We start from the raw sequence: 23,243 nt of genomic DNA, 5'->3' as shown, positions 1-23,243 counted from the left end.
CCCCGGCCTTGGCCGCACCGTAGGCGGCGGTTCCCGGCGACGGGCGATGCCCGCTGAGGCTGGAGATGTTGACAATCGAGCCGCCGTCGTCCTGTCGCTGCATCACCGCATTGGCCGCCTGGGACATGTGCAGGGCTGCGAGCAGGTTCAACTCGACGATCTTGGTGTGGAACTTCCTACTGGCGTCGGCGGCCAGTGCGTACGGCGCGCCACCGGCGTTGTTGACCAGGTGGTCGAGACGACCGTAGCGCCGCACGATCGTCTCGATCAGCTCTTGCACCGCCTCGCCGTCACGCACATCGCACGCCAGGAAGTCGATACTCCGTCCCGCCGCTTCCACCGCCTGATCTGCCGGGCGCCGCGCACAGGCCACCACGGTCGCCCCGGCGGTCAAGAGGGCCCGGCTTATCCCCGCGCCGACACCGCGGACGCCGCCGGTTACCAGAACGACGCGATCGGACAGGTCGATTTCGAGTGCCACCGTGTTAACCTACCAAGCAATTGCTTGCTTAGCCAAGATGCTCGAGATGGGATACGCGATGGGGATCTCTCGCCATTCGGAGACCGCCGGTGTCGCCGTAGTAACGGTCGACTATCCGCCGGTCAACGCCATACCGTCGGATGGCTGGTTCGCCATCGCCGACGAAATCCGCGCCGCCGGGCGCGACCCCGACACCCGTGTTGTGGTGCTGCGTGCGGAGAACCGCGGGTTCAACGCGGGAGTGGACATCAAGGAGATCCAGCGCAAACCCGGCCATCAGGCGCTGATCGACGCCAACCACGGCTGCTTCGAGGCCTTCGGCGCGGTCTACGACTGCCCGGTTCCGGTGATCGCGGCGGTCCAGGGGTTCTGCCTGGGCGGCGGGATCGGCCTCGTCGGCAACGCGGACATCATCGTCGCCTCCGAGGACGCGACCTTCGGCCTGCCCGAGGTCGACCGGGGGGCGCTCGGCGCGGCCACCCATCTGGCCCGACTGGTGCCGCAGCATCTGATGCGGGCGCTGTTCTTCACCGCGAGCACCGCCACCGCACAGCAGCTGCACCACTACGGATCGGTGCTGCGGGTGGTGCCGCGCGACGAGCTCGACGCCGCGGCCCTGGAGATCGCCAAGGAGATCGCCACCAAGGACGGCCGGGTCATCCGCGCCGCCAAACGGGCACTCAACGGGATCGATCTACAGGACGTGCACCGCAGCTACCGCTACGAGCAGGGCTTCACCTTCGAACTGAACCTGGCCGGGGTATCCGACGAGATCCGCGAGCGTTTCGACGAGGACCTGGCGGCACGCAAGGAGAACAAGTGACGGCGGAGCGGAAAACCATGCGGGACAAACGGATGACGCTCGACCAGATGGTCGGCGAGCTGCGCAGCGGAATGACGATCGGCATCGGCGGCTGGGGTTCCCGGCGCAAGCCGATGGCGCTGGTACGGGCACTGCTGCGTTCGGATATCACCGATCTGACGGTCGTCACCTACGGCGGCCCGGACCTGGGGCTGCTGTGCTCGGCCGGGAAGGTGCGCAAAGCCTACTACGGTTTCGTATCCCTGGACTCGGCGCCGTTCTACGATCCCTGGTTCGCCCAGGCCCGCACCTCGGGCCGGATCGTGGCCCGGGAAATGGATGAGGGCATGCTCAAATGCGGACTGGAGGCCGCCGCGGCCCGGTTGCCGTTCCTGCCTATCCGCGCCGGCCTGGGCTCGGACGTGCCGAACTTCTGGGAGGGCGAACTGAAGACGGTCACCTCCCCCTATCCCGGACCGGACGGCCGATCGGAAACCCTGATCGCCATGCCGGCGCTGAATCTCGACGCCGCCCTGGTCCACCTGAATATCGGCGACGCGCACGGCAACGCGGCGTATCAGGGGGTGGATCCGTATATGGACGACCTGTTCTGTATGGCCGCCGAGAAACGCTACCTCTCGGTCGAGCGGCTGGTGGACACCGAGGAACTGGTGAAAACCGTTCCCCCGCAGGCGCTGCTGCTCAACCGCATGATGGTCGACGGTGTGGTCGAAGCTCCCCACGGCGCGCATTTCACCCTTGCCGGGGAAAGCTACGGCCGAGACGAGAAATTCCAGCGCCACTATGCGGCGGCCGCCGGTTCGCCGGAGACCTGGCAGGAATTCGTCAACACCTATCTCAGCGGCTCCGAGGACGATTACCAGGCCGCCGTCGCCCGTTTCGAGGAGGCACAGTGAGCACCGAGACCATCACCCGGGCGGAGGTGTGCGTCGTCGCCTGCGCGGAGATCTTCAGCGGCGCCGGGGAAATCATGGCCAGTCCGATGTCGCCGATGTCGCAAATCGGCGCGCGGCTGGCGAAACTGACCATCGAACCGGATCTGCTGCTGTCCGACGGGGAGGCGCTGCTTTTGGCCGAGACTCCCCCGCTGGGCGGTAAGGCCCCGATCGAGGGCTGGATTCCGTTCCGGAAGGTCTTCGACGTAGTGGCCTCCGGGCGGCGGCACGTCGTGATGGGCGCCAACCAGATCGACCGCTACGGCAACCAGAACCTGTCCGCCTTCGGGCCGCTGCAGCAGCCGATCCGGCAGATGTTCGGGGTGCGCGGTGCGCCGGGGAACACCATCAATCACCCGACCAGCTACTGGGTGCCGCGGCATACCCGCCGGGTGTTCTGCGAGGAGGTGGATATCGTCTGCGGGGTCGGCTACGACAAGGTCGACCCGGACAATCCCGCCTACCGGTTCTTGAACATCCATCGTGTGGTCAGCAACCTGGGAGTCTTCGACTTCGAGGGACCGGGCCGCACCATGCGTGCCCGTAGCCTGCACCCGGGTGTGACAGCCGAGGAGGTCGCCGAGAACACCGGGTTCGAGATCGCCGGACTGGGCGATACGGTCGAGACACGGCTCCCCACCGACGAAGAACTGCGTCTCATCCGTGAGGTCCTCGACCCGAAGAAGGTGCGGGAGAAGGAGGTTCCCGCATCATGAGCGCACGGCTGCGCACCGCACTGACCGACCTGGTCGGCATCGAGCATCCGATCGTGCAGACCGGTATGGGCTGGGTGGCCGGTCCCGGCCTGGTTTCGGCCACCTCCAATGCCGGCGGTCTCGGCATCCTCGCCTCGGCGACCATGACGTTCGAGGAACTGGAAGCCGCCATCGCCAAAACCAAGTCGCAGACCGACAAACCGTTCGGGGTGAACATCCGTGCCGACGCCTCGGACGCCGGTGAGCGCATCGACCTGATGATTCGGGAGAAGGTCGCGGTGGCCTCGTTCGCGCTGGCCCCGAAGAAGGAACTCATCGCGAAACTGAAGGACGCGGGCGTCGTGGTGATTCCGTCCATCGGCGCCGCGAAGCACGCGGTGAAGGTCGCGTCCTGGGGCGCCGACGCGGTGATCGTGCAGGGCGGTGAGGGCGGTGGGCACACCGGTCCCATCGCCACCACCCTGCTGCTGCCCTCGGTACTCGACGCGGTGGACATTCCCGTGGTCGCCGCCGGCGGTTTCTTCGACGGGCGCGGCCTGGCCGCCGCCCTCGCCTACGGTGCCGCCGGTATCGCCATGGGCACCCGCTTCCTGCTCACCCGGGAGAGCAGCGTTCCCGACGCGGTGAAGCAGGAGTACCTGAGCCGCAGCCTGCAGGACACCGTCGTCTCCACCAAGGTCGACGGTATGCCGCACCGGGTGCTGAACACCGAACTCGTCCAGCGTCTGGAACATTCCGGCCGGGTTCGCGGCCTCACCGCGGCCATCGGCAATGCCGCCCGCTTCAAGGGCATGACCGGGATGAAATGGTCGACGATGGTTCGCGACGGTCTTGCCATGCGCAAGGCCAAGGACCTCACCTGGTCCCAGGTCATCATGGCGGCCAATACCCCCATGTTGCTGCGTGCCGGGCTGGTGGAAGGCAATACCGAGGCGGGAGTGCTCGCGGCCGGCCAGGTCACCGGCATCCTCGACGACCTGCCCACCTGTCAGGAACTCATCGACCGCATCGTCGCCGACGCGGTCGCGCGGATCGTCGCGATCGGTGCACTTCCCCGGCAGGCCGAGACCACGCCCGATACGGCCGGCTGATCGGGAACACGCGAGCCGAAGACGCCGCGCAAACGGCCTTGATCACCCTGTATCGCAAGATCGGAACCTGCGGGCCACAGGATGTTTCGCATCGTTCGCAACGAATGCCTGCGCCGCGCCCGATACCTGCTCGACGCGAGCCACAGACGATTGCCGCCGCTACCGACGTCGTTGCCTCCGCCGAGCACGAAGACCTGCAAGGGCATCACGGCCGTCCACTCCATACGCAGCCGCACGAGCCCGTGACGGCGTTCCCCGACTCAGCCGAACGGGGTGCGTGGACGCTCCTGGAGTTCGCCGTCGAGGTATACATCGACCTTTTCGTTATAGAAGCAGGCGAGACCGGCGATCTTCTGGCTTTCCGGGGTGGGCGTGCGGTAGATCCACACCAGATCGCGATATTCGGTCTCGCCGATCCGCAGATGCCAGTAGTCGGCGTTGCCCTTGTACGGGCAGCGGGTGTGGGTGTCGGAGGGCTGTAGCAGGTCCATGCGGATATCGGTGAGCGGCAGGTAGTACCGCGGAGGCAGGCCGGTTTCGAACAGGATGCGGGGCGCACGCGAATCGGCGACCGTCACGCCGTCGACCTCCACCCGCACATGCCGGGAGCCGGTCAGTATGTCCACGCGACTGTACGGGTTGCGCGGATGGACATAGACCGGTTCGTCCTCCTCGAACCACTCGTCCATGGCATCCCAGTCCAGCCGTACCAGTTCCCGTAGTTCCGGCCGCGGCGAGTCGAGGTAGCGCAGCGCGGCACCGGGAGCGGTGGCGCCGTCGACCACGACGTCGTAACCGGTGCCGACCCCGCGGCTCGCGGAGTCGCGGGTGCTACCGTCGGGCTCGAGTTTCGCGTGGAGGTCCGCGACCGGGATGTAATAGGCGGGGTAGTGGGGGTTCTCCCAGACCAGGACCGGTCGGGTGGTGTCGGCGACCAACCGACCGCCGAAATAGACCCGCACCCGTTTGCGACTCGTCTCGATACGGACCTGTTCCCGCTGCGATTCGGTCATACCCCTCGACCTTACGCCGCACCCGGCTCTCGCAGGTCACGACACGAATAACCGTATGTCGGGTGAGGCGGTGGAGCTCGGCCGGCCGATACGGCGTGGGGCCCGCCTCCCGACGGGCGGTCGGCGGACCCCACGCACGGATGCGGCGTACCGGACTCAGCGATCCAGACGTTCGATGATGGTCGCGTTGGCGGTGCCGCCGCCCTCGCAGATGGTGAGCAGACCGTAGCGTCCGTTGCGGCGCTCGAGTTCGTTGAGCAGCGTGGCGAACAGTTTGGCCCCGGTGGCGCCGAGGGGGTGGCCGAGCGCGATCGCGCCGCCGTTGACGTTCACCTTCTCCGGGTCGGCGCCGGTCTCCTTCAGCCAGGCCAGGACCACGGAAGCGAACGCCTCGTTGATCTCCACCACATCGATATCGTCGATGGTCAGACCGGCCTTCTCCAAAGCCCACCTGGTGGCCGGTATGGGGGCGGTGAGCATGTACAGCGGGTCGGCACCGCGGGCGCTGACATGGATGATGCGGGCGCGGGGGGTGAGACCGTATTCCTGGACCGCCCATTCGGAGGCGAGCAGGGTGGCGGAGGCGCCGTCGGAGATCTGCGAGGCCACCGCAGCGGTGAGCGGGCTGCCCTCCTCGAGGGGTTTCAGCGCCGCCATCTTCTCCAGGCCGGTCTCGCGCGGGCCCTCGTCGATCCAGAAATCGCCGACCGGGACGATTTCGTTGTCGAACCGGCCGTCCTTGATCGCGGCCCGGGCGCGTTCGTGGCTGCGCAGCGCCCACCGCTCCATGTCCTCGCGGCCGATCCCCCATTTCTCGGCGATCATCGCCGCGCCGCGGAACTGCGAGACCTCACCGGTGCCGTAGCGGTGGTCCCAGCCCTGCGCGCCGACGAACGGCGACTCGAAACCGTATTCCCTACCGGCCAGCATGGCGGCGGAGATCGGGATGGCACTCATGTTCTGCACGCCGCCCGCGACGATCACCTCGGCGGTGCCGCTCATGATCGCCTGGGCACCGAAGGTGATGGCCTGCTGGCTGGAACCGCACTGTCGGTCCACCGTGACGCCGGGCACCTCTTCCGGATATCCGGCGACCAGCCAGGCGGTACGGCCGATATTGCCGGCCTGCGGGCCGATATTGTCTACGCAGCCCACGATCACGTCGTCGACGTTCGCCGGGTCGATCGGAGTGCGGTTCAGCAGCCCCTGCAATGCGGCTGCGCCGAGATCGGCCGGGTGGACCCGGGCCAATGCGCCACCGCGTTTGCCGACCGGGGTGCGCACCGCATCGATGACGTATGCCTCGCGCAGCGGGGCGTAGGGGCGGCGGGAGGCGGAGGTAGCCATGGGTTCTCCTAATCGGTGTGTCCGGGCACGGTGAGCCCGTCGAGCACGAGGGTGAGGTATTGCTTGGCGAGGGTGTCGACGGTGATGGCACCACCACCGGGCCGGTACCAGCGGACGGCCACCCAGACGGTGTCGCGGAGGAATCGGTAGGCCAGGTCGATATCCAGTTCGGGGCGGAAGCTGCCGTCGTGCACACCCGCGCTGAGGACGCGACGCCACAGCTCCCGGAATTCCCGGTTGTAGTCGTCGATATAGGAGAATCGCTCGGCGGTGCGCAGCCGTTTGGACTCGGCCTGGTAGATGGCCACCGCGGCATGCGAACGGTCGAATGCCTCATAGGAGGCCAGGACCAGGGCCTCGAGGGTGGCGCGGGAGCTCGAGCCCGAGGCGACGATCTCGCGGTAGCGCCCGAACAATTGGTCGAGGAATCCGCGCAGGATCTCGTCGACCATCGCTTCTTTGGAAGCGAAGTGGTGGTAGAGGCTCCCGGAGAGGATCCCGGCCGCATCGGCGATATCCCGCACGGTGGTGGCGCGGACACCGCGCTCGGCGAACAGGTCGGCCGCCAGCGTGAGCAGTTCGGTGCGCCGGGCTGATTTCGAGGGTTCGGATGCGGACACTCCGATATAATACAACCAAGCACTTGCTTGGTACAGTCGGCTTCCGCCCGCTCGCCGTGGCGACCCGGCGCGATCAGCGCTGCGAGTACCGCAACGGCGAGGCGGCGGACAGATCCGCCAGCAAACGATCACAGATCACCAGCGGCGACACCCCCGCCCGCATCATGCGCATGATCAACGCGAGACGGCGTTCACAGGAATCCCACTCCACGACGAGCGGCTCGCGGCCGGGACCGGCGTCCACGGTCGCCAGCACCCGCGGCGGACCGTACCGGCGCGGCTCCTCGCTCAGTTTCAACAGCATGCCGCGCTGCCAGGCATGGTAGGTCTCCATATCGGCGTCGACCACCAGCTTGTCGGTGACGGCACCGAGCGCATGGGCCACCTCGTCGGTGAAGCTCACCCCATCCAACCGACACTGCCGACAGCGCTGCACCACCTCCTGCAGGTCGGTGCGCACCTCGTAGAGCAGTTCGATCCGGCGGCGGCGGTGTTCGTCCTCGGCAGTGCTGCCGCCGTAACCGGCGATCCGGCGCACCCGCTCCCGGTCGCGGAGCATATCGGCGCGCAGGGCGCCGTGCGGATCGCGCGCGATCTCGGTCTCGTCGACGATGTGCCGGGCCAACAACTGGACGGCCCGTTCGATCGCGGTGTGCTCGGAGCCCAGGCCCAGCAGTTCGGTCCCGAACTCGAGGGCGGCCAGAACCAGTGCGTCCTGCCGACGCCGAGCCAGGACGACATCGCGGACCAGTTCCAGTTCATATTGGCTGTCGAATTGTCGCGGCTCCGGCTCCATAGCCATCGCCCCCTTCGGGGAGTGCGATCCGACCTCCCCTCAGAATGGCACACGTCGAGCAGGCTAAACAGCCCCGACAGCGACCGGCCCCGACAGCGGCATCGGTCAAGCGCGCTGGCTGCTGATCGAGACCACCTCACCGGTGAGATATGTGGTGTAGTCACCGGCCAGCATGGCGATGGTGGCCGCCACCTCCCACGGTTCGGCCGCCCGGCCGAACGCCTCCCGCTCGGAGAGACGGTCGAGCAGTTCCGGGGAGCTGGTCCGGTCCAGGAACGCGTGGCGGGCGATACTCGGCGCGACGGCATTGATCCGCACCCCGAACTCGGCCGCCTCGACGGCACTGCACCTGGTCAGTGCCATGACACCGGCCTTGGCGGCGGCATAGTGGGCCTGGCCGTACTGGGCGCGCCAGCCGAGCACGCTGGCGTTGTTGACGATCACCCCGCCGTGTCCGGCCTCGCGGAAATAGTTCAATTCGGCGCGGGTGCAGCGGAAGGTGCCGTTGAGGGTGACGTCCAGGACCCGGTCCCACTGTTCATCGGTCATGTCCACGACCGGTGTCTCACCGCCGAGACCGGCATTGTTGACGAAGATATCTACCCGGCCCAGTGCCGCCGCCGCGCCGCGGACCAGTCCGTCCACCTGCTCGGTGCTGGTCACATCGCAGGTAAGGGCGTGTACCTTGCGGTCGCCGAACTCGTCGGCGAGTTCGGCCCGGGTGGCCTCGAGTCGGCGTTCGTGCCAGTCCGAGACCAGGACGTCGGCACCTTCGGACAGCAGTCGCCGAGCCGTGGCGGAACCGATTCCGGTACCGGCGGCGGCGGTGACGACGGCGCGCCGTCCGACGAGCAGTCCGTGGCCCGGAATCGGCTGGGGCGCAATGGACAGCGGTCCGGTCACGAGCGGGCCTCCCGCGGGAGTCCGAGCACCCGCTCGGCAATGATGTTGCGCTGCACTTCGTTCGAACCTCCGTAGATGGTGTCGGCGCGGGTGAACAGATACAGCCGCTGCCATTCGTCCAGATCGTCGTTGTCGCCGGCCACCAGTCCGGCGGCACCGCGTACCGCCATGGCCAGTTCGCCGAGCCCGCGGTGCCAGTTGGCCCAGAGCAGTTTTCCCACCGAGGCCTGGCCGCCGTCCTCGGTGGTCTCCGCCATGGTGCGCAGGGCATGCGCGCGCAGCACCCGCAGCCCGACCCAGGCCCGGTCGATCCCGTCCACCAGCAGGGGATCGTCGATGGCGCCGGTTTCGCGGGCCAGTTGCTCGATGGCCGACAGCTCTCGGGCGAAGCGGATCTGCTGGCCGAGGGTGGAGATACCGCGTTCGACATTGAGCGTGCCCATGGCGACCCGCCAACCGTCGCCGGGTTCGCCGACCACCAGATCGGCCTCGGTGCGGGCGTTGTCGAAGAACACCTCGTTGAATTCGGAGGTCCCGGTGAGCTGCACGATCGGCCGGACCTCGATTCCCGGCCGACGCATCGGCACCAGCAGATACGACAGGCCCTTGTGCCGTTTCGAGCCGGGCTCGGTGCGGCAGACCGCGAAACACCAGTCGGCCACGTGCGCCAGCGAGGTCCAGATCTTCTGGCCGTTGACGACCCATTCGTCCCCGTCCAGCCGGGCGGAGGTGGAGACCGCCGCCAGGTCGGAGCCGGCCCCCGGTTCGGAGTAGCCCTGACACCACAGTTCGGTCACGGTGCGGATACCGGGCAGGAAGCGTTCGCGCTGTTGCGGAGTGCCGAAGGCCAGCAGCGTCGGCCCGAGCAGTTCCTCACCCACATGGGACACCCGCGCCGGCGCGTTCGCCCTCGCGTACTCCTCATGGAAGATGATCTGCTGCGCAACGCTCGCTTCGCGCCCGCCGTACTCGACCGGCCACCCCAGACAGGTCCAGCCCGCGGCGGCCAGCCGCCGGTCCCATTCCAACCGCTCGTCGAAGGCCTCGTGTTCGCGGCCGGGACCGCCGAGGCCACGCAGCTCCCGGAATTCCCCGTTCAGCTGTTCGTCGAGCCAGGCCCGCACCTGCGCGGCGAAAACGTCGTCGGGCAGGTCGGCCACGCTCGTGCGTTCGGCCGGCGCGCCCGCCTCGGCCGCCGTTTCGGCCGAAGGCCGCCCGGTATCCGGATTGGTACCGGATTCTGAGGTCTGGATAGCACCCACGTCGGTAGGATAACCTACCAAGCACTTGCTTTGTAGACCTGCGAAGGCACCGGCTGCCGGCCGGTGCCGCACGACGGCGAGGACGACCGTGACAACCTCCGCGCATACGCTCCCGACAGCGCACACCACGCCGCTGGCGCTGCACGCTGCCGCACGCGCCTACGGCAGCGCGCCCGCCCTGGCCGACGGCCCGACTCGACTCGGCTGGAACCAACTGCTGGAATCGGTCCAGGACGTGGCCCGCGCCCTGATCGCACGCGGTGTCCGGATCGGTGACCGAGTGGCGATCTGGTCACCGAACACCTACCACTGGGTGGTCGCCGCGCTGGCCGCACACTACTGCGGGGCCGCGCTGGTCCCCCTCAACACCCGCTATGTCGCCACCGAGGTCATCGATGTGCTGCGCCGGATCGATGCGAAGGCCCTGTTCGTCGCCGGGACCTTCCTCCGTCGCGACCGCCTGGCCGAACTGCGGGAGGCCGCGCCCGAACTGGCGATCGACACCGTGGTGGTGATCCCGGTCGAACAGAACTCCGAGACGGTCCCCGACGGCGTGCTGACCTGGTCCGATCTGGAAACCGCGGCCGCGTCCGTCACCCGGGAGCAGGCTCGCGAACGCGCGGAGGCCGTCCGGCCCGAGGACTTCTCCGACATCCTGTTCACTTCCGGCACCACCGGCCGCAGCAAGGGCGTGCTGATCGAACATCGGCAGTCGCTGTCGGTGGTGCGGGCGTGGGCGCAATGTTCCACCGTGAACGCAGACGATCGCTACCTGATCGTGAACCCCTTCTTCCACAGCTTCGGCTACAAGGCGGGCATCCTCGCCTGCCTGGTCACCGGGGCCGCCATGGTGCCGCAGGCGGTGTTCGACGTCCCCACCACCATGCGGCTGATCGGCGAGGAGAAGATCACCGTCCTGCCCGGCCCGCCGACGATCTACCAGTCCATCCTCGACTACCCCGACCGCGCGCGGTACGACCTGAGCACCCTCCGGGTCGCGGTCACCGGCGCCGCCACCGTCCCGGTGGTGCTCATCGAGCGGATGCGCTCCGAACTCGACTTCGCCGTGGTCCTCACCGCCTACGGCCTGTCCGAGGCCGGCGGCTTCGGCACCATGTGCCGCCCGGACGACAACGCCGAAACCGTCGCCAACACCTCCGGACGCCCCATCGCCGACTTCGAATTGAAACTCGGCGACACCGGCGAGGTGCTGCTGCGGGGCCCCAATGTGATGCGCGGCTACCTCGACGATCCCGCGGCGACCGCCGAGGCCATCGATGCCGACGGCTGGCTGCACACCGGCGATATCGGCACCGTCGACGAACGCGGCTATCTGCGGATCACCGACCGACTCAAGGACATGTACATCAGCGGCGGATTCAACGTGTATCCCGCCGAGATCGAACAGGCCCTGGCCCGGCTGGACGGGGTGGCCGAATCCGCCGTGATCGGTGTCCCCGACACCCGGATGGGCGAGGTGGGCAAGGCATATATCGTCCGCAAACCCGGAGCCACGCTCACCGAGGACCGGGTGCTCGACCACGCCAAGGCCGCGCTGGCCAATTTCAAGGTGCCGCGCTACGTCGAATTTCGCGACCAACTGCCCTACAACGCCGGCGGCAAGGTGATGAAACACCGTCTACGTGAGGAGAATTCGTAATGTCGGAGAACCCCGCCCGGGCGGACAACCCTGTCGAGGCGAGTGTGCCCTACGAGCCGGATGTGGTGCTCTACGAGCGTCGCGGCGCGGTCGCCGTCGTCACCATGAACCGGCCGGACTACCGCAACGCCCAGAACTCGGTGATGACCTACGCCCTCGACGCCGCCTTCGAACGCGCCGTCGAGGACCCCGAGGTCAAGGTGATCGTCTTGGCCGGCAACGGGAAACATTTCAGCGCCGGACACGACCTGGGCACTCCGGGCCGCGACCACCACGTGAAATACCAGAACAAGGCCATGCTGTGGTGGGACCATGTCGGCCGTGAAGGCGGCGACCTGCGGTTCTCCCGGGAGATAGAGGTGTATCTCGGGATGTGTCGGCGCTGGCGGGAGATCCCCAAGCCGACCATCGCCATGGTGCAGGGCGCGTGTATCGCGGGCGGGCTCATGCTGGCCTGGGTCTGCGACATGATCATCGCCTCCGAGGACTCGTTCTTCTCCGACCCGGTGGTGCGGATGGGCATTCCGGGTGTGGAGTACTTCGCGCACCCCTGGGTGATGGGTCCGCGCGCCGCCAAGGAATTCCTGTTCACCGGCGACCGGTTCGGCGCCGCGCAGGCCAAGGAATGGGGCATGGTCAACCGGGTCGTCCCGCGTGACGAACTGGAGGCCGAGACCATGGCGCTGGCCGAGAAGGTCGCCGCCATGCCGCAGTTCGGGCTCGCACTGACGAAGAAAGCCGTCAACCAGGCCGAAGACCTGATGGGCATGCGCGCGGGCATGGACTCGGTATTCGGCCTGCACCATTTCGCCCACGCGCACAATGCCGAGGTCGGCGCCGACTCGCTGGCCGGGATGAATGCCAAAACGATGAAGGCGCAGGCGGTCTCGGCCGACGCCGCGGAGGACGGGAAGGCCTGACGATGGATCTGGATCTCGACGAGAGCACCCGGGAATTCCAGCGGGAGGTCCGGGATTTCCTGGCCGCCAACGTGCCCGCCACACCGCTGCCCTCGATGGACACCGAGGCCGGCTTCGAGGCACATCGGGAATGGGAACGCACCATGGCGCAGGCCCGGCTGTCGGTGGTGTCGTGGCCGGAGGAATTCGGCGGACGCGACGCCTCGCTGCTGGAATGGGTGCTGTTCGAACAGGAGTACTACGCGGCCGGCGCGCCGGGACGGGTGAGCCAGAACGGTATCTTCCTGCTGGCGCCCACCCTGTTCGAACACGGCACACCCGAACAGCTGGAGCGGATCATACCGCGAATGGCGCGCGGCGACGATATCTGGGCCCAGGCCTGGTCGGAACCGGAAGCGGGAAGCGACCTGGCCGGGATCCGTTCGACCGCGCGCCGCACCGACGGCGGCTGGATTCTGAGCGGGCAGAAGACCTGGAGTTCGCGAGCGGCGTTCGCCGACCGGGCGTTCGGGCTGTTCCGCAGCGACCCGGAGGCGCAGCGGCACCGCGGCCTCACCTATCTGATGTTCCCGCTCATCGCCGACGGTGTCACGGTGCGCCCCATCCCCCAACTCGACGGCGAACCCGGCTTCGCGGAAATCTTCCTCGACGACGTCTTCGTCCCCGACGAAGACGTGATCGGCGCGCCCAACGACGGGTGGCGGGTGGCCATGAGCACCTCCAGTAACGAACGCGGTCTGTCCCTACGCAGTCCCGGGCGGTTCAGCGCGACCGCTCGGCGGCTGGTCGACCTGTGGAAAGAAACCGGCGACGCCGGCGACGCGAGCCGCGATGCCGTGGTGGACGCCTGGATCGGCAGCGAGGCATACCGGCTGCACACCCTGGGCACGGTCACCCGGCTGAACGAAGGCGGGAAACTGGGCGCGGAATCGTCGATCACCAAGGTGTTCTGGTCCGAACTCGATATCGCCATGCACGAGACCGCACTGGAGTTGCTCGGCGCCGACGCCGAACAGGCCGGTCGCTGGACCGACGGCTACCTGTTCTCCCTGTCCGGCCCGATCTACGCCGGCACCAACGAGATTCAACGCAATATCATCGCCGAGCGGCTCCTCGGCCTACCGAGAGGAGGCGGCCGATGAGGTTCGCGCTCAGCCCGGAGCAGGTGGACTTCGGCGCCAGTATCCGCAAACTGCTCGAATCCGGGCAGACGCCCGCGGCGGTGCGGGCCTGGGCCGCGAACGACCCGGCCGCGGGCCGCACACTGATCGCACAACTCGCCGATGCCGGCATGTTCGGCCTGGGCATCGAGGAGGAATACGGCGGTCTGGGCGCGGAGCCGCTGGATCAAGTGGTGGCGTTCATCGAGGTGGGTCGGGCCGCCGCGCCCGGACCACTGGTGGAGACCGCGGCCGCCGTCCCGGCTCTGCTGCGGGCCCTGGCCGCTGTGGACGCCGAACCCGCCCGCCGCAGGCTGCCCGATATCGCCGAAGGCACCACCCTGGCCACCCTCGCCCGCACCGGCGACGGACACCGGACGGTCGCCCTCGACGCCGACCTCGCCGACCTCGTGCTGGTCGTCGACGGGCACCGGCTGTACACCGGCCGGGTGGGCGCGGCGGTGAAATCGGTGGACCCGGCCCGACGGTTGTTCGTCGTGGAACCCGAGGAGCTGATCGCCGAGGCACGCACACCCGACCTCGCATTCGAGCCCGGTGCCGCCGCTTTCGATTTCGGGGCGCTCGCCAACGCGGCACAACTGCTGGGCGCCGGCCGGGCGCTACTGGACGCGGCGACCGGCTACGTGAAGCAGCGCAAACAGTTCGGCCGCCCGATCGGCGAATTCCAGGCCATCAAGCAGAAATTGGCGGATGTGTTGATCGCGCTCGATCTCGCCGAACCGCTGCTGTATCGGGCCGCGCTCACCACCGCGACCCCGCGGCGCGCCCGCGATATCTCGGCCGCGGCCGTCGCATGCGGCGATGCGGCCTACCGCGCCGCCCGCACCGCCCTTCAGGTGCACGGCGCCATCGGCTACACCGCCGAACACGATCTGTCGCTGTGGTTGACCCGGGTCACCGCCCTGCGCACCGCGTGGGGCACGCCCGATCTGCACCGTCGCCGGATCGCCGAGGCCCTGCGTACCCCGGCCGCGGTGGATACCGGGTCACTGACCTAGCACCGGCCTTGCGGTCACGGCGAGCACGGGGCCGACCGCACCGGAAGAAGCCGACGGACGACGGCGAGAACCGAACGGATGCACCGGGACACGCATATGGCCCGGGCAGGAGTGAAGACAGACCCCGTGCATTCATCGGGTGATCTTCGGGAGAAACAATGATCAGCGAGGAACAGCAGGAGTTGGTGTCGGCGGTTCGCGGACTGCTGACCAAACGCGACGCCCGGTCGGGTGTGCGCGCGGCGATGTCCGGCGATCCGGGATACGACCCGCGCCTGTGGGCGCAGCTGTGTGAGCAGGTCGGGGTCGCCGCCTTGGCGATCCCGGAGGAATACGGCGGGTTCGACGCGGGACTGGTCGAATCCCTGCTGGTGGTCGGCGAACTCGGCCGGACCCTGGTCGATGTCCCGATGCTCGGCTCCGCGGTGCTCGGCACCCAGGTGGTCCTGCTGTCCGGGGATACCGAGGCGTGCGAGCGGCTGCTGCCGGGTGTGGCCGAGGGCACCCGCACCCTGGCCGTCTGCTGGGCCGACGCCACGGGCTGGGATGAGTTCGGCGTCCGGGCCACCGGTGACACCGTGGACGGGACCGCCCACTACGTCCTCGGCGGCACCGTCGCCGACACCCTGATCGTGGTGACCGAAACCGGTCTGTACGAGGTCGACCCACACGCCTCGGGTGTGCGACGCCGCCGCGTCGCGACCATGGACCCCACACGCGCCCTGTCGGAGGTCACTTTCACCGCCGCCCCGGCCCGACGCCTCGGCACCGCCGACCCCGCGCCGGTGATCGAGCGGCTGCGCCGTATCGCCTGGGCGGCCCTCGCCGCCGAACAGGTGGGTGCGGCCGAATACTGCCTGGAGATGACCGTCGAATACACCAAATCCCGGGTCCAGTTCGGTCGTGCCATCGGCAGCTTCCAGGCCCTCAAACACCGGATGGCCGATATGTACGTGCTGGTCGAATCCGCCAAATCCGCGTCCCTGGTCGCCACGTTCGCCGTGGCCGAGGACAGCCCGTCGGCCGCGGAGGACGTCTGGGTGGCCCTTCGCCAATGCCGCGAGACCTTCTCCGCCGTAGCCGCCGAAACCATCCAGTTGCACGGCGGTATAGCCATCACCTGGGAACACGACGCGCACCTGTACTTCAAGCGCGCCCACGGCGACACTCACCTCTTCGGTACCCCCGGCCGCCCCGCGCAACTCGCGTAACCTCCTGGAATCCGCGCGGCGCGGAAGGCCCCGCCGTTGCGAGCTTCGGGCGACACCTACCGCGCGACTCGGGCCCCTGGCCGTATCAGGCCCAGCGGTCCGAGCTAAATATTGAGGCTGGATGTCCCCGGCTTCGGCAGACCGAGCACCACGTTCGCCGTAGCCCCGTCCTGGGACTCGAGGGTATTCGCCGTGGTCTTCAGTAATTCGGCCATCTCGGCGAGGTTCTGTTGCAGCAGCCCTCGGCGCTCGTCGAGGTACCCGGCGAACCGCCCGAACGCGGTCGACGCCTCTGCTTTCCAACCCTCACGGCTATCGGCGATATCCTCATCGGTCTCGCGTAGCGCGGTACCCGCCTCATCGAACAGCGTGTCGAGCCGACCGGCAGCGTCCCGTAGCTGTTCGGGATCGGCGGCAACGGGGTCACCCACCGAAACCCCCTATGGTCCGAAAGCGATAATCGCTATTACCATACTCACGAACGCATTCTGTGCGCAGGGGGAGGGCGACCGGATCGATGTTGTTACCGGATATCCGCTGGTGGAACGAGCTCGCCTTGGAGATGTTGGAGACGTCGCTATCCCGCCGTATCACCACTGTCGAGGACGTCCACAAACAACTCGCCGATATCGGTCGACTCCCGGGCTTCAACGGTGACGCCGCCGACGCGGCGCGTCGCAGGTTCGCGGTCACCGCCGATCAGCTCACCGACGAAGCCGCGGTGCTCGGCGCGGTCCGGGAACTGGCGAAGCAGACCAGGGAAGCCGTCACACACCTGAAGTCGACACTCGCCACAATCGAGCGGACCGCCGCCGACAACGGTCTGGAAATGTGGGACACCGGGCACGTCACCATCGCCGATTCCCCGAACGCGCCCGATGCGGCGGCGGTGGAACCATTGCGACTACAGCTGATCGACGCGGCGCGAGCCGTTATGCGGCAGGCCGACGATATCAACGCCGATGCCGCCGCGGTCCTGAACAAGGCCGCCGACGGTCAAATCGACGACAAGGGCGCGACGGATATCGCCACGGCATCCACCACCGGCGCGACCCAAGGCGGTCTTACCGCTCTATCCCCTCCCGATAAGGGGACACCCGAGCAGAACAACGCGTACTGGGCGGCGCTGGATGATCGACAGCGCCGTGAGGTCATCGAGCAGCACCCCGAATGGGTCGGCAGTCTGGACGGCATACCGTCCATGGCGCGGCATGAGGCGAATGTCGGCCTGATCGACGACGAACGCACACGTTTGACCCAGGAACGCGACCGACTGCGCGGGGAACTCGAAGACTCTGCCGGCCCACCGAAGTACCCGAATGCCCCGGACCCGGATGCCGCGGACAGGGCCGAACTCGCCCGCGTCGAAGCCAAATTGAAGGATCTCGACGCGATCGAGGACATCTTGAAAGAGAATCCGCTCGATCCGAACGACCCGGATGTCGGCGCGCGCCTACTGTTGCTGGATATGCAATCGGGTGAGAAGGGGATGGCCGCGATCGCGGTGGGCGACCCGGACAATGCCGATCACATCTCGGTCACGACGCCCGGTGTCTCGACAACCGTGCAGTCGCTGGGCGGTATGACCAAGGAAGCAATGGCTCTCCAGCAGGAAAGTTACCGACAACTCGACCTGAACGGTCGCGCTGGAGAGCGGGTGGCTTCGATCGCTTGGCTGGGGTACGAGCCTCCGCCGGAGCTCGGGTTGGAGGCTGCGAGTTCCGAACGAGCGAAGGAGGGCGCCCCGAAGCTGGCGAGCTTCTTCGCCGGCCTGGACGCGGCCTCCACCAAACCCGATCCGCATATCACCGCCTTGGGACACTCCTACGGCTCATACACAACCGCGCTCGCACTCCAGGATCCCGGTCCCGGGCAGCCGGTCGACGATGCGGTCTTCTATGGCTCTCCCGGTATCAACGCCGACGACGAACAAGATCTGGGCCTGGCCCCGGGCCGCGGTTATGTCATGCGCGCACCCGATGACCCGATCTCTTTGGTCGACCACTTCGGTGCACTCGGGCCGGACCCGGTACAGACACAGCTCGAGCAACTCTCGGTCGCCGAGATCACCACCCCCGACGGCATCCACCGCGAAGACTCCAACGGCCACAGCGAATACCCGCGGCCGAGCGCGAACGGCGAACTCCGAACCGCCGCCTACAATATGGCGGTAATCGTCGCGGGACTCCCACACCTGGCAGTGCGCTGATATGGCCACCACACCGGTACGAATACTCGCGGCGCTGCTCCCCATGGTGATGCTGAGCGGATGTGGCAGTGCCCTGGACGACCCGGGCCACCCCCCGACCCCCGACGAAATCGCCCACGCCGAAGCCCAAATGCGGAAACTGCCCTCCCTCCAGGAAACCGAACCGCAGCTCATGGCACTCATCCGACAGATCGCCGACGCCGCCGAAGCGGTCGCACCAGGACTCACCTGGCGCCAGTACACGCGCCGCGCACAAGGAAAGCTCGGCTGCCGAGGCCCCTACTCCGAAACCGACGGTGTCTCGATGGTCACCGACTCGCTTGTCTCATCGGTTCCGATCAGCGACGCCGAATGGCCCAAGGTCCTCACCATCGCCCGCGACCTGGCCGCACCCCACGGCATCACCGTCCTCACCGTCCGAATCGACGAACCCGGAAACCACCAAGCCATCCTCCACTCCCCCGACCATGGCAACGAAATCGATATCGGCACCCTCAAAGCCGCTCGCATCGGCGGACTGACCGGCTGCCGCTATCGGGAGGAAGACCTCCGGAACCAACCCGTCAGGTGAGCCCGGACGCGGCCAGAGCCGAAAGCCTCATGGTCGTCACCGAACCGGCCCGGTGCTGATTGCCGGTATCTTGCGAACGCGCCCACGGCGACGCCCCTCTTCGACGCTTCAAGGCCCCGGCTCGCATGCACCTCGGTTCCCAAGCGCGAGGGCGCTGACCGGTTGGGAGCCCACCCGGTCAGCGGTACCACCACTGTCCCGATACGGGTACCGCACGAACCCGGGTTTCGTGTTCTCGTGTCCGGAACAAGTCCGGCTCTGCTGCCGGCAGCCCGAGCAATCCGCGGATACCGCCGTCCCCGCTTTCGGACGCCCCATCAACCGTAACGAAGGCCATCGCGTGAGAAGCGTCACCGATCCACCCGGTCATTTAGTTAGTTATCCTATGCAATAATATTAGCGGCGTTTCGGCCGGTTATCGGTGCAGGCCCTGCCACCGTCGTCTCGCTCTGCATCTCGGTCGGCTCAGTATCACCAGACCCGAAACCGGAAATTACCGATGAGCACCATTACCAGCGCACCAAGCACATCCACCCGACAACCCAAGGCAGTCTGGGCCGTCGCCTTCGCCGGCGTTATCGCCTTCATGGGCATCGGCCTGGTCGACCCGATCCTCAAACCGATCGGGGAGCGACTGCACGCCTCGCCGTCCCAGGTCTCCCTGCTGTTCACCAGCTACTTGCTGGTCACCGGCATCGCCATGCTGATCACCGGCGTGGTGTCCAGCCGGTTCGGCGCGAAGAAGACCCTGCTGGCCGGCCTGGCGCTCATCATCGCCTTCGCGGCGGCCGCCGGTTCGTCGGATACGGTCGGGCAGATCGTCGGTTTCCGGGCCGGTTGGGGACTCGGCAACGCCCTGTTCATCGCGACCGCGTTGGCCACCATCGTCGGCGCCGCCAGCGGCGGGGTCGCCCGTGCGATCATCCTGTATGAAGCCGCCCTCGGGATCGGCATCGCCACCGGACCGCTGCTCGGCGGCGCGCTCGGCGGGCTCAGCTGGCGAGCGCCGTTCTTCGGGGTGTCCGTGCTGATGGCGGTTGCCTTCATCTCGGTTGTCGTCCTCCTGCCGGACAACGCGCGGCGGTCCGACCCGACCTCGATCACCGCGCCCTTCCGGGCGTTGCGGCACCGCGGTCTGCTGGTGCTGAGCATCACCGCCCTGCTGTACAACTTCGGCTTCTTCACCCTGCTCGCCTACACCCCGTTCCCCCTGGATATGGGCACCTACGCCATCGGCTTCATCTTCTTCGGTTGGGGTGTCCTGCTCGCCTTGTCGTCGGTGTTCCTGGCGCCGCGGCTGCAGGCCCGATTCGGCACCGTGCCGATGATCGCGCTCGCGGTCGGACTGTTCGCCGCCGACCTGGCGGTGATGGGACTGTTCGCCGAACACAAGCCCGTCCTGGTCGTCGGCGTGGTGATCGCCGGGCTCTTCCTCGGGGTGAACAACACGCTCATCACCGAGGCGGTCATGACCTCGGCGCCGGTCGAACGCTCGACGGCCTCCGCAGCCTACAGCTTCGTCCGCTTCGCCGGTGGCGCCGCCGCCCCCTACCTGGCGGGCAAACTCGGTGAACACCACGCCGCGCTCCCCTTCTGGGTCGGCGCCGGCTGCACCGCGCTCGGCGTCGCGGTCCTACTGCTCGGCCGAACCGTCCTGGCCCATATCGACGACCATCACGCCGCCCCACACAGTGTGGAGGAGGCCACCGCGATCACCGTCGGTGACTGACGCCGAAACCGCCCGTTCCCGAAATCATCGAGCCGCCGCGACCGCAGAACCGGTCGCGGCGGTTTGCCGGTTATCGGGCCCAACCCCTGGAAGACCTCGGCAGTCGGCGACCCCGGGAGTGTGCAATAAACGATCATGCGTTGGTCGGTGTCGGGTATATGCAGCACTTGGCATTCGAAGTCCAGTGGGCCGAGCTCCCGCTGTGGCCACTAACCGCGATCCCCTATCCCACCTCCAAGACCGCGCTCAACATGATCACGGTGATGTACGCGAAGGAACTGCGGGATACGCCCATCAAGTTGACGTCCTCCCGACCCTGAAGGGCCGGGATTCCTGCCATGCCGCTGGGCGGCATCTCGGTGGGTTCCTGGTTCACCGGGGCCTGCTTCCCGCTAGGCGGAAAGACTCACAGCCCCTCCGCAGGCGTTTACCCTCTCCGCCCGTCCGGCGACGAGAATATTCTTCGCGGCATTGAGATCGCGGTCGTGCACCACACCGCACGCACACGTCCACGACCGCACCGACAACGGTTTCGGCCCATCGATCACCCCACACACCGAACACAACCGTGAAGAGGGAAAGAACCGATCGACCTTGGCGAAATACCGCCCGTACCGGGCGGCCTTCTCCTCCAACATCCGGATGAACAGGCCCCACCCGGCGTCGTGCACCGACTTCGCCAACCTCGTGCGGGCCAGGCCCGTCACACACAGGTCCTCGACGAACACCGCTTGGTTCTCGCGGGTGATCACCGTGGACTGTTTATGCGCCCAATCCCGCCGGGCATCGGCCACCCGCGCATGCGCCCGGGCCACCCGCAACCGGGCCTTGACCCGGTTGCGACTGCCCTTGTCCTTGCGGGACAACTCCTGCTGGGCCTTGCGGAGTTTGCGCTCGACCCGCCGCAGGAACCGCGGCGAGGCGATGCGTGTCCCGTTCGACAACACCGCGAACGTCGCCAGGCCCAGATCGATCCCGACCTCGCAGGAGACTTCCGGTAGCGGCGCGGTATCGGCCTCGACGACGAACGAGGCGAAATACCGGCCCGCCGCATCCTTGACCACCGTGACCGACGACGGGACCGCCGGCAACTCTCGTGACCAGGCGACCTTCAACTCTCCGATCTTGGCCACATACAGTTTCCCGTTGCCGCGCAGCGTGAACCCGTTGCGGGTGAGCCGGATCGCCTGCCGGTGATCCTTGCGCGACCGAAACCGTGGTTTGCCGACCTTGGCGCCCCGGCGTTTCCCGGCCAGGGAGTCGAACCAGTTCCGGTACGCCGTGCGCGCGTCGCGGCAGGCCTGCACCAATACCACGCTCGACACCTCGCACAGCCACGCCCGTTGTGGGATGCGTTTGGCGTCGGTGACCACCCGCCGTTGAATATCGGTATCGGACAGTTTCACCCCCGGCCGTGTGCGCTTGTTCGCGGGCCCGCAGGTTGTCGTTGTACACCACCCGCGCGCACCCGAACGCCCGCGCCAACAAGATCTGTTGACCGGGTGTCGGGTAGACGCGGAAGTTGTACCGCAGTTGCACGCGCGCACCGTAACAACAGCCACCGGCAGAAAGCCTGCATGCTCGGCGCAGGCCGACATTGATGCGCTGTCCCGACCCTGAAGAACCGGGCTTGCGCGCTACGTTTCCCGGTCAATGCCGCCAATCCCGGCTACTGCGCCACCGACCTCAACGGCCATGCCGGTTTCCGCACCGCGGCCCAGGGAGCGGAGGCCGTCGTACACCTGGCCACTCTCCCCGCCGACGCTCCATCAGGGCAGCTGTGGGGCTACCGCTGGGGAGCCGAGGACGGAGCGGAGTACGGCCTCCTGCCGTGGTGATCACTCGGTGGCCGACGCACCGGCGGGTGCGCGGGTCGGGGCCAGTTCTTCCACGATCCGTTCCAGTCCCGCTGCCCCGTGGCCGTCGGCGATCTGCCGGTCGATCAGGTTCTTGACGGACCCGACCACGTCGAGTGCGACGCCGGCGTCACGGCTGGCCCGGACGATGGCGTCGAAGGCCGGCTTGTGGAAGCTCAGGGGCTGTGCCTCGTCGGTGTACTCGCCGCTGTCGACCACTTCGGCGTAGTGGGGCAGCAGCGCCGCCATGGCGGTGACATAGGCCGCAGCGCGTCCGGCGAATTCCGAGGCGTCGACACCCGCCGAACGCAGCATCGCGGTCCCGTGGAAGAACCCGGCGAACATCGCGTACATACCCGACAGCAGGGCGAAATCGTAGAGCGCCGCCAGCCCCGCGTCGGAACCGAAATACTCGGCACTGCCCAGCAGTTCGAGTATCGAACGATACCGCTCGAACACCTCCGCGCTACCGCTGTAGAGAAGGGACGAACCCGGTTGGCCGATCATCGGCGGTACCGCCATGATGCCGCCGTCCAGGAAGTCGATACGGTGGGCGGCGGCCCATCGCGCGAGTTCCCGGGAGTCCTCGGGCGCGGTGCTGGTGAGATTGACCAGAGCTCGCCCCGACAGACGATCGGCCACCGGGTCGAGTACCGCGTGGACGGAGGAATGGTCCCGGAGGACGGTAATCACCAATCCGGCCGATTCGATCGCGGCCGCGGCGCTGCCGGCGCGGGTCGCCCCCAGATCGACGAGTTCGCCGTCCCTTCCGGGCGTACGGTTCCACACCGTGACACGCTGCCCACCTTTGACCAGGCCCGCGGCGATGGCCTGCCCCATCGGTCCGAGACCCAGGACGGCCACAGGTGTCTGCACATTGTCGGTCATGACGACTTTCTCCTCGCTCTGTGAAGCATCCGC

The 23,243-nt window shown here is 67.5% G+C and carries 23 protein-coding genes and 1 pseudogene; 13 read left to right on the top strand and 11 right to left on the bottom strand.

Features of this window, described 5'->3' with window-relative positions; translation table 11 throughout:
- Positions 1 to 481, bottom strand: a 481-nt coding sequence (locus ON20_RS02060; protein WP_040833112.1) for an SDR family NAD(P)-dependent oxidoreductase, incomplete at its 3' end; no start/stop codon positions are given.
- A gap of 58 nt (positions 482 to 539) precedes the next feature.
- Between ON20_RS02060 and ON20_RS02055 the strand changes: the two genes are divergently transcribed.
- From ON20_RS02055 to ON20_RS02040, 4 genes are read left to right on the top strand one after another with little or no spacing between them, the layout of a single operon-like run.
- Positions 540 to 1,304, top strand: a complete 765-nt coding sequence (locus tag ON20_RS02055) for an enoyl-CoA hydratase family protein (RefSeq protein ID WP_040833127.1) — start codon at positions 540 to 542, stop codon at positions 1,302 to 1,304.
- Between the two features lie 17 nt (positions 1,305 to 1,321).
- Positions 1,322 to 2,200 carry a CoA transferase subunit A gene (locus ON20_RS02050; protein ID WP_086008897.1) on the top strand — a complete coding sequence of 293 codons (879 nt, stop codon included), beginning with the start codon at positions 1,322 to 1,324 and terminating at the stop codon, positions 2,198 to 2,200.
- Positions 2,197 to 2,955 (top strand): CoA-transferase subunit beta, encoded by a 759-nt coding sequence (locus ON20_RS02045; RefSeq protein ID WP_040833111.1) that lies wholly within the window; start codon positions 2,197 to 2,199, stop codon positions 2,953 to 2,955. The genes ON20_RS02050 and ON20_RS02045 overlap by 4 nt, the downstream gene beginning before the upstream one ends.
- The gene (locus tag ON20_RS02040; RefSeq protein WP_040833110.1) at positions 2,952 to 4,046 is read left to right on the top strand and encodes an NAD(P)H-dependent flavin oxidoreductase; all 1,095 of its coding nucleotides are present in this window, start codon (positions 2,952 to 2,954) and stop codon (positions 4,044 to 4,046) included. The genes ON20_RS02045 and ON20_RS02040 overlap by 4 nt, the downstream gene beginning before the upstream one ends.
- A 260-nt stretch (positions 4,047 to 4,306) precedes the next feature.
- On the opposite strand, the gene ON20_RS02035 is transcribed toward ON20_RS02040, so the two are convergent.
- The 6 genes from ON20_RS02035 to ON20_RS02010 all read right to left on the bottom strand — a co-directional run bounded on the left by ON20_RS02035 (position 4,307) and on the right by ON20_RS02010 (position 9,885).
- Entirely contained in the window at positions 4,307 to 5,059 is a 753-nt protein-coding gene (locus tag ON20_RS02035) for a DUF427 domain-containing protein (protein WP_040833109.1), read from the bottom strand.
- Between the two features lie 156 nt (positions 5,060 to 5,215).
- Positions 5,216 to 6,370, bottom strand: a complete 1,155-nt coding sequence (locus ON20_RS02030; RefSeq protein WP_040833125.1) for an acetyl-CoA C-acetyltransferase — start codon at positions 6,368 to 6,370, stop codon at positions 5,216 to 5,218.
- 44 nt (positions 6,371 to 6,414) lie between these two features.
- Positions 6,415 to 7,026, bottom strand: coding sequence for a TetR/AcrR family transcriptional regulator (locus ON20_RS02025; protein WP_051161425.1), 612 nt, complete (start codon positions 7,024 to 7,026; stop codon positions 6,415 to 6,417).
- A gap of 73 nt (positions 7,027 to 7,099) precedes the next feature.
- Positions 7,100 to 7,828 (bottom strand): hypothetical protein, encoded by a 729-nt coding sequence (locus ON20_RS02020; RefSeq protein ID WP_040833108.1) that lies wholly within the window; start codon positions 7,826 to 7,828, stop codon positions 7,100 to 7,102.
- A 99-nt stretch (positions 7,829 to 7,927) separates the two neighbouring features.
- Positions 7,928 to 8,725: an SDR family oxidoreductase gene (locus tag ON20_RS02015; protein ID WP_040833107.1), complete on the bottom strand. Its 798-nt coding sequence runs from the start codon at positions 8,723 to 8,725 to the stop codon at positions 7,928 to 7,930.
- A complete protein-coding gene (locus tag ON20_RS02010) occupies positions 8,722 to 9,885 on the bottom strand; it encodes an acyl-CoA dehydrogenase family protein (protein WP_040833123.1) in 1,164 nt (387 codons plus the stop codon). The genes ON20_RS02015 and ON20_RS02010 overlap by 4 nt, the downstream gene beginning before the upstream one ends.
- Positions 9,886 to 10,075: 190 nt before the next feature.
- On the opposite strand from ON20_RS02010, the gene ON20_RS02005 reads away from it, so the two are divergent.
- The 5 genes from ON20_RS02005 to ON20_RS01985 all read left to right on the top strand — a co-directional run bounded on the left by ON20_RS02005 (position 10,076) and on the right by ON20_RS01985 (position 15,957).
- Positions 10,076 to 11,647, top strand: a complete 1,572-nt coding sequence (locus tag ON20_RS02005; protein WP_051161423.1) for a FadD3 family acyl-CoA ligase — start codon at positions 10,076 to 10,078, stop codon at positions 11,645 to 11,647.
- Positions 11,647 to 12,567 carry an enoyl-CoA hydratase gene (locus tag ON20_RS02000; RefSeq protein ID WP_051161421.1) on the top strand — a complete coding sequence of 307 codons (921 nt, stop codon included), beginning with the start codon at positions 11,647 to 11,649 and terminating at the stop codon, positions 12,565 to 12,567. The genes ON20_RS02005 and ON20_RS02000 overlap by 1 nt, the downstream gene beginning before the upstream one ends.
- A gap of 2 nt (positions 12,568 to 12,569) precedes the next feature.
- On the top strand, positions 12,570 to 13,709 hold the full coding sequence (locus ON20_RS01995; protein ID WP_040833106.1) for an acyl-CoA dehydrogenase family protein: 1,140 nt from the start codon (positions 12,570 to 12,572) through the stop codon (positions 13,707 to 13,709).
- The gene (locus ON20_RS01990) at positions 13,706 to 14,746 is read left to right on the top strand and encodes an acyl-CoA dehydrogenase family protein (RefSeq protein ID WP_040833105.1); all 1,041 of its coding nucleotides are present in this window, start codon (positions 13,706 to 13,708) and stop codon (positions 14,744 to 14,746) included. Before ON20_RS01995 ends, ON20_RS01990 begins: the two co-directional genes overlap by 4 nt.
- 158 nt (positions 14,747 to 14,904) lie before the next feature.
- A complete protein-coding gene (locus ON20_RS01985) occupies positions 14,905 to 15,957 on the top strand; it encodes an acyl-CoA dehydrogenase family protein (protein WP_040833104.1) in 1,053 nt (350 codons plus the stop codon).
- A gap of 104 nt (positions 15,958 to 16,061) precedes the next feature.
- On the opposite strand, the gene ON20_RS01980 is transcribed toward ON20_RS01985, so the two are convergent.
- Positions 16,062 to 16,388 carry a WXG100 family type VII secretion target gene (locus tag ON20_RS01980; RefSeq protein WP_040833103.1) on the bottom strand — a complete coding sequence of 109 codons (327 nt, stop codon included), beginning with the start codon at positions 16,386 to 16,388 and terminating at the stop codon, positions 16,062 to 16,064.
- An 86-nt stretch (positions 16,389 to 16,474) separates the two neighbouring features.
- Here ON20_RS01980 and ON20_RS01975 point away from each other — a divergent pair, with 86 nt between their 5' ends.
- From ON20_RS01975 to ON20_RS37575, 4 genes are all read left to right on the top strand, one after another.
- Positions 16,475 to 18,166, top strand: a complete 1,692-nt coding sequence (locus ON20_RS01975) for an alpha/beta hydrolase (RefSeq protein ID WP_040833102.1) — start codon at positions 16,475 to 16,477, stop codon at positions 18,164 to 18,166.
- A gap of 1 nt (position 18,167) precedes the next feature.
- Positions 18,168 to 18,737: an LppA family lipoprotein gene (locus tag ON20_RS01970; protein ID WP_051161419.1), complete on the top strand. Its 570-nt coding sequence runs from the start codon at positions 18,168 to 18,170 to the stop codon at positions 18,735 to 18,737.
- Between the two features lie 499 nt (positions 18,738 to 19,236).
- Positions 19,237 to 20,466: an MFS transporter gene (locus ON20_RS01965; protein WP_040833101.1), complete on the top strand. Its 1,230-nt coding sequence runs from the start codon at positions 19,237 to 19,239 to the stop codon at positions 20,464 to 20,466.
- A 167-nt stretch (positions 20,467 to 20,633) separates the two neighbouring features.
- Positions 20,634 to 20,786 carry a hypothetical protein gene (locus ON20_RS37575; RefSeq protein ID WP_218002412.1) on the top strand — a complete coding sequence of 51 codons (153 nt, stop codon included), beginning with the start codon at positions 20,634 to 20,636 and terminating at the stop codon, positions 20,784 to 20,786.
- Positions 20,787 to 20,858: 72 nt separating this feature from the next.
- Here ON20_RS37575 and ON20_RS01955 read toward each other — a convergent pair whose 3' ends face one another.
- The 3 genes and pseudogenes from ON20_RS01955 to ON20_RS01950 form a co-directional block, all read right to left on the bottom strand.
- Positions 20,859 to 21,872: an RNA-guided endonuclease InsQ/TnpB family protein gene (locus ON20_RS01955; RefSeq protein ID WP_245546948.1), complete on the bottom strand. Its 1,014-nt coding sequence runs from the start codon at positions 21,870 to 21,872 to the stop codon at positions 20,859 to 20,861.
- A gap of 58 nt (positions 21,873 to 21,930) precedes the next feature.
- A pseudogene (locus tag ON20_RS38470) lies at positions 21,931 to 22,005 on the bottom strand (helix-turn-helix domain-containing protein); the annotation flags it as partial.
- Positions 22,006 to 22,304: 299 nt separating this feature from the next.
- Entirely contained in the window at positions 22,305 to 23,210 is a 906-nt protein-coding gene (locus ON20_RS01950) for an NAD(P)-dependent oxidoreductase (RefSeq protein WP_040833099.1), read from the bottom strand.
- Positions 23,211 to 23,243 lie beyond the last annotated feature (33 nt).

Origin of the sequence: Nocardia brevicatena NBRC 12119, from assembly GCF_000308495.1 — a bacterium.
Classification (GTDB): Bacteria; Actinomycetota; Actinomycetes; order Mycobacteriales; family Mycobacteriaceae; genus Nocardia; species Nocardia brevicatena.
Note: the sequence above shows the minus strand (reverse complement) of the source record. Positions and strands in the feature narration are given on the sequence as shown.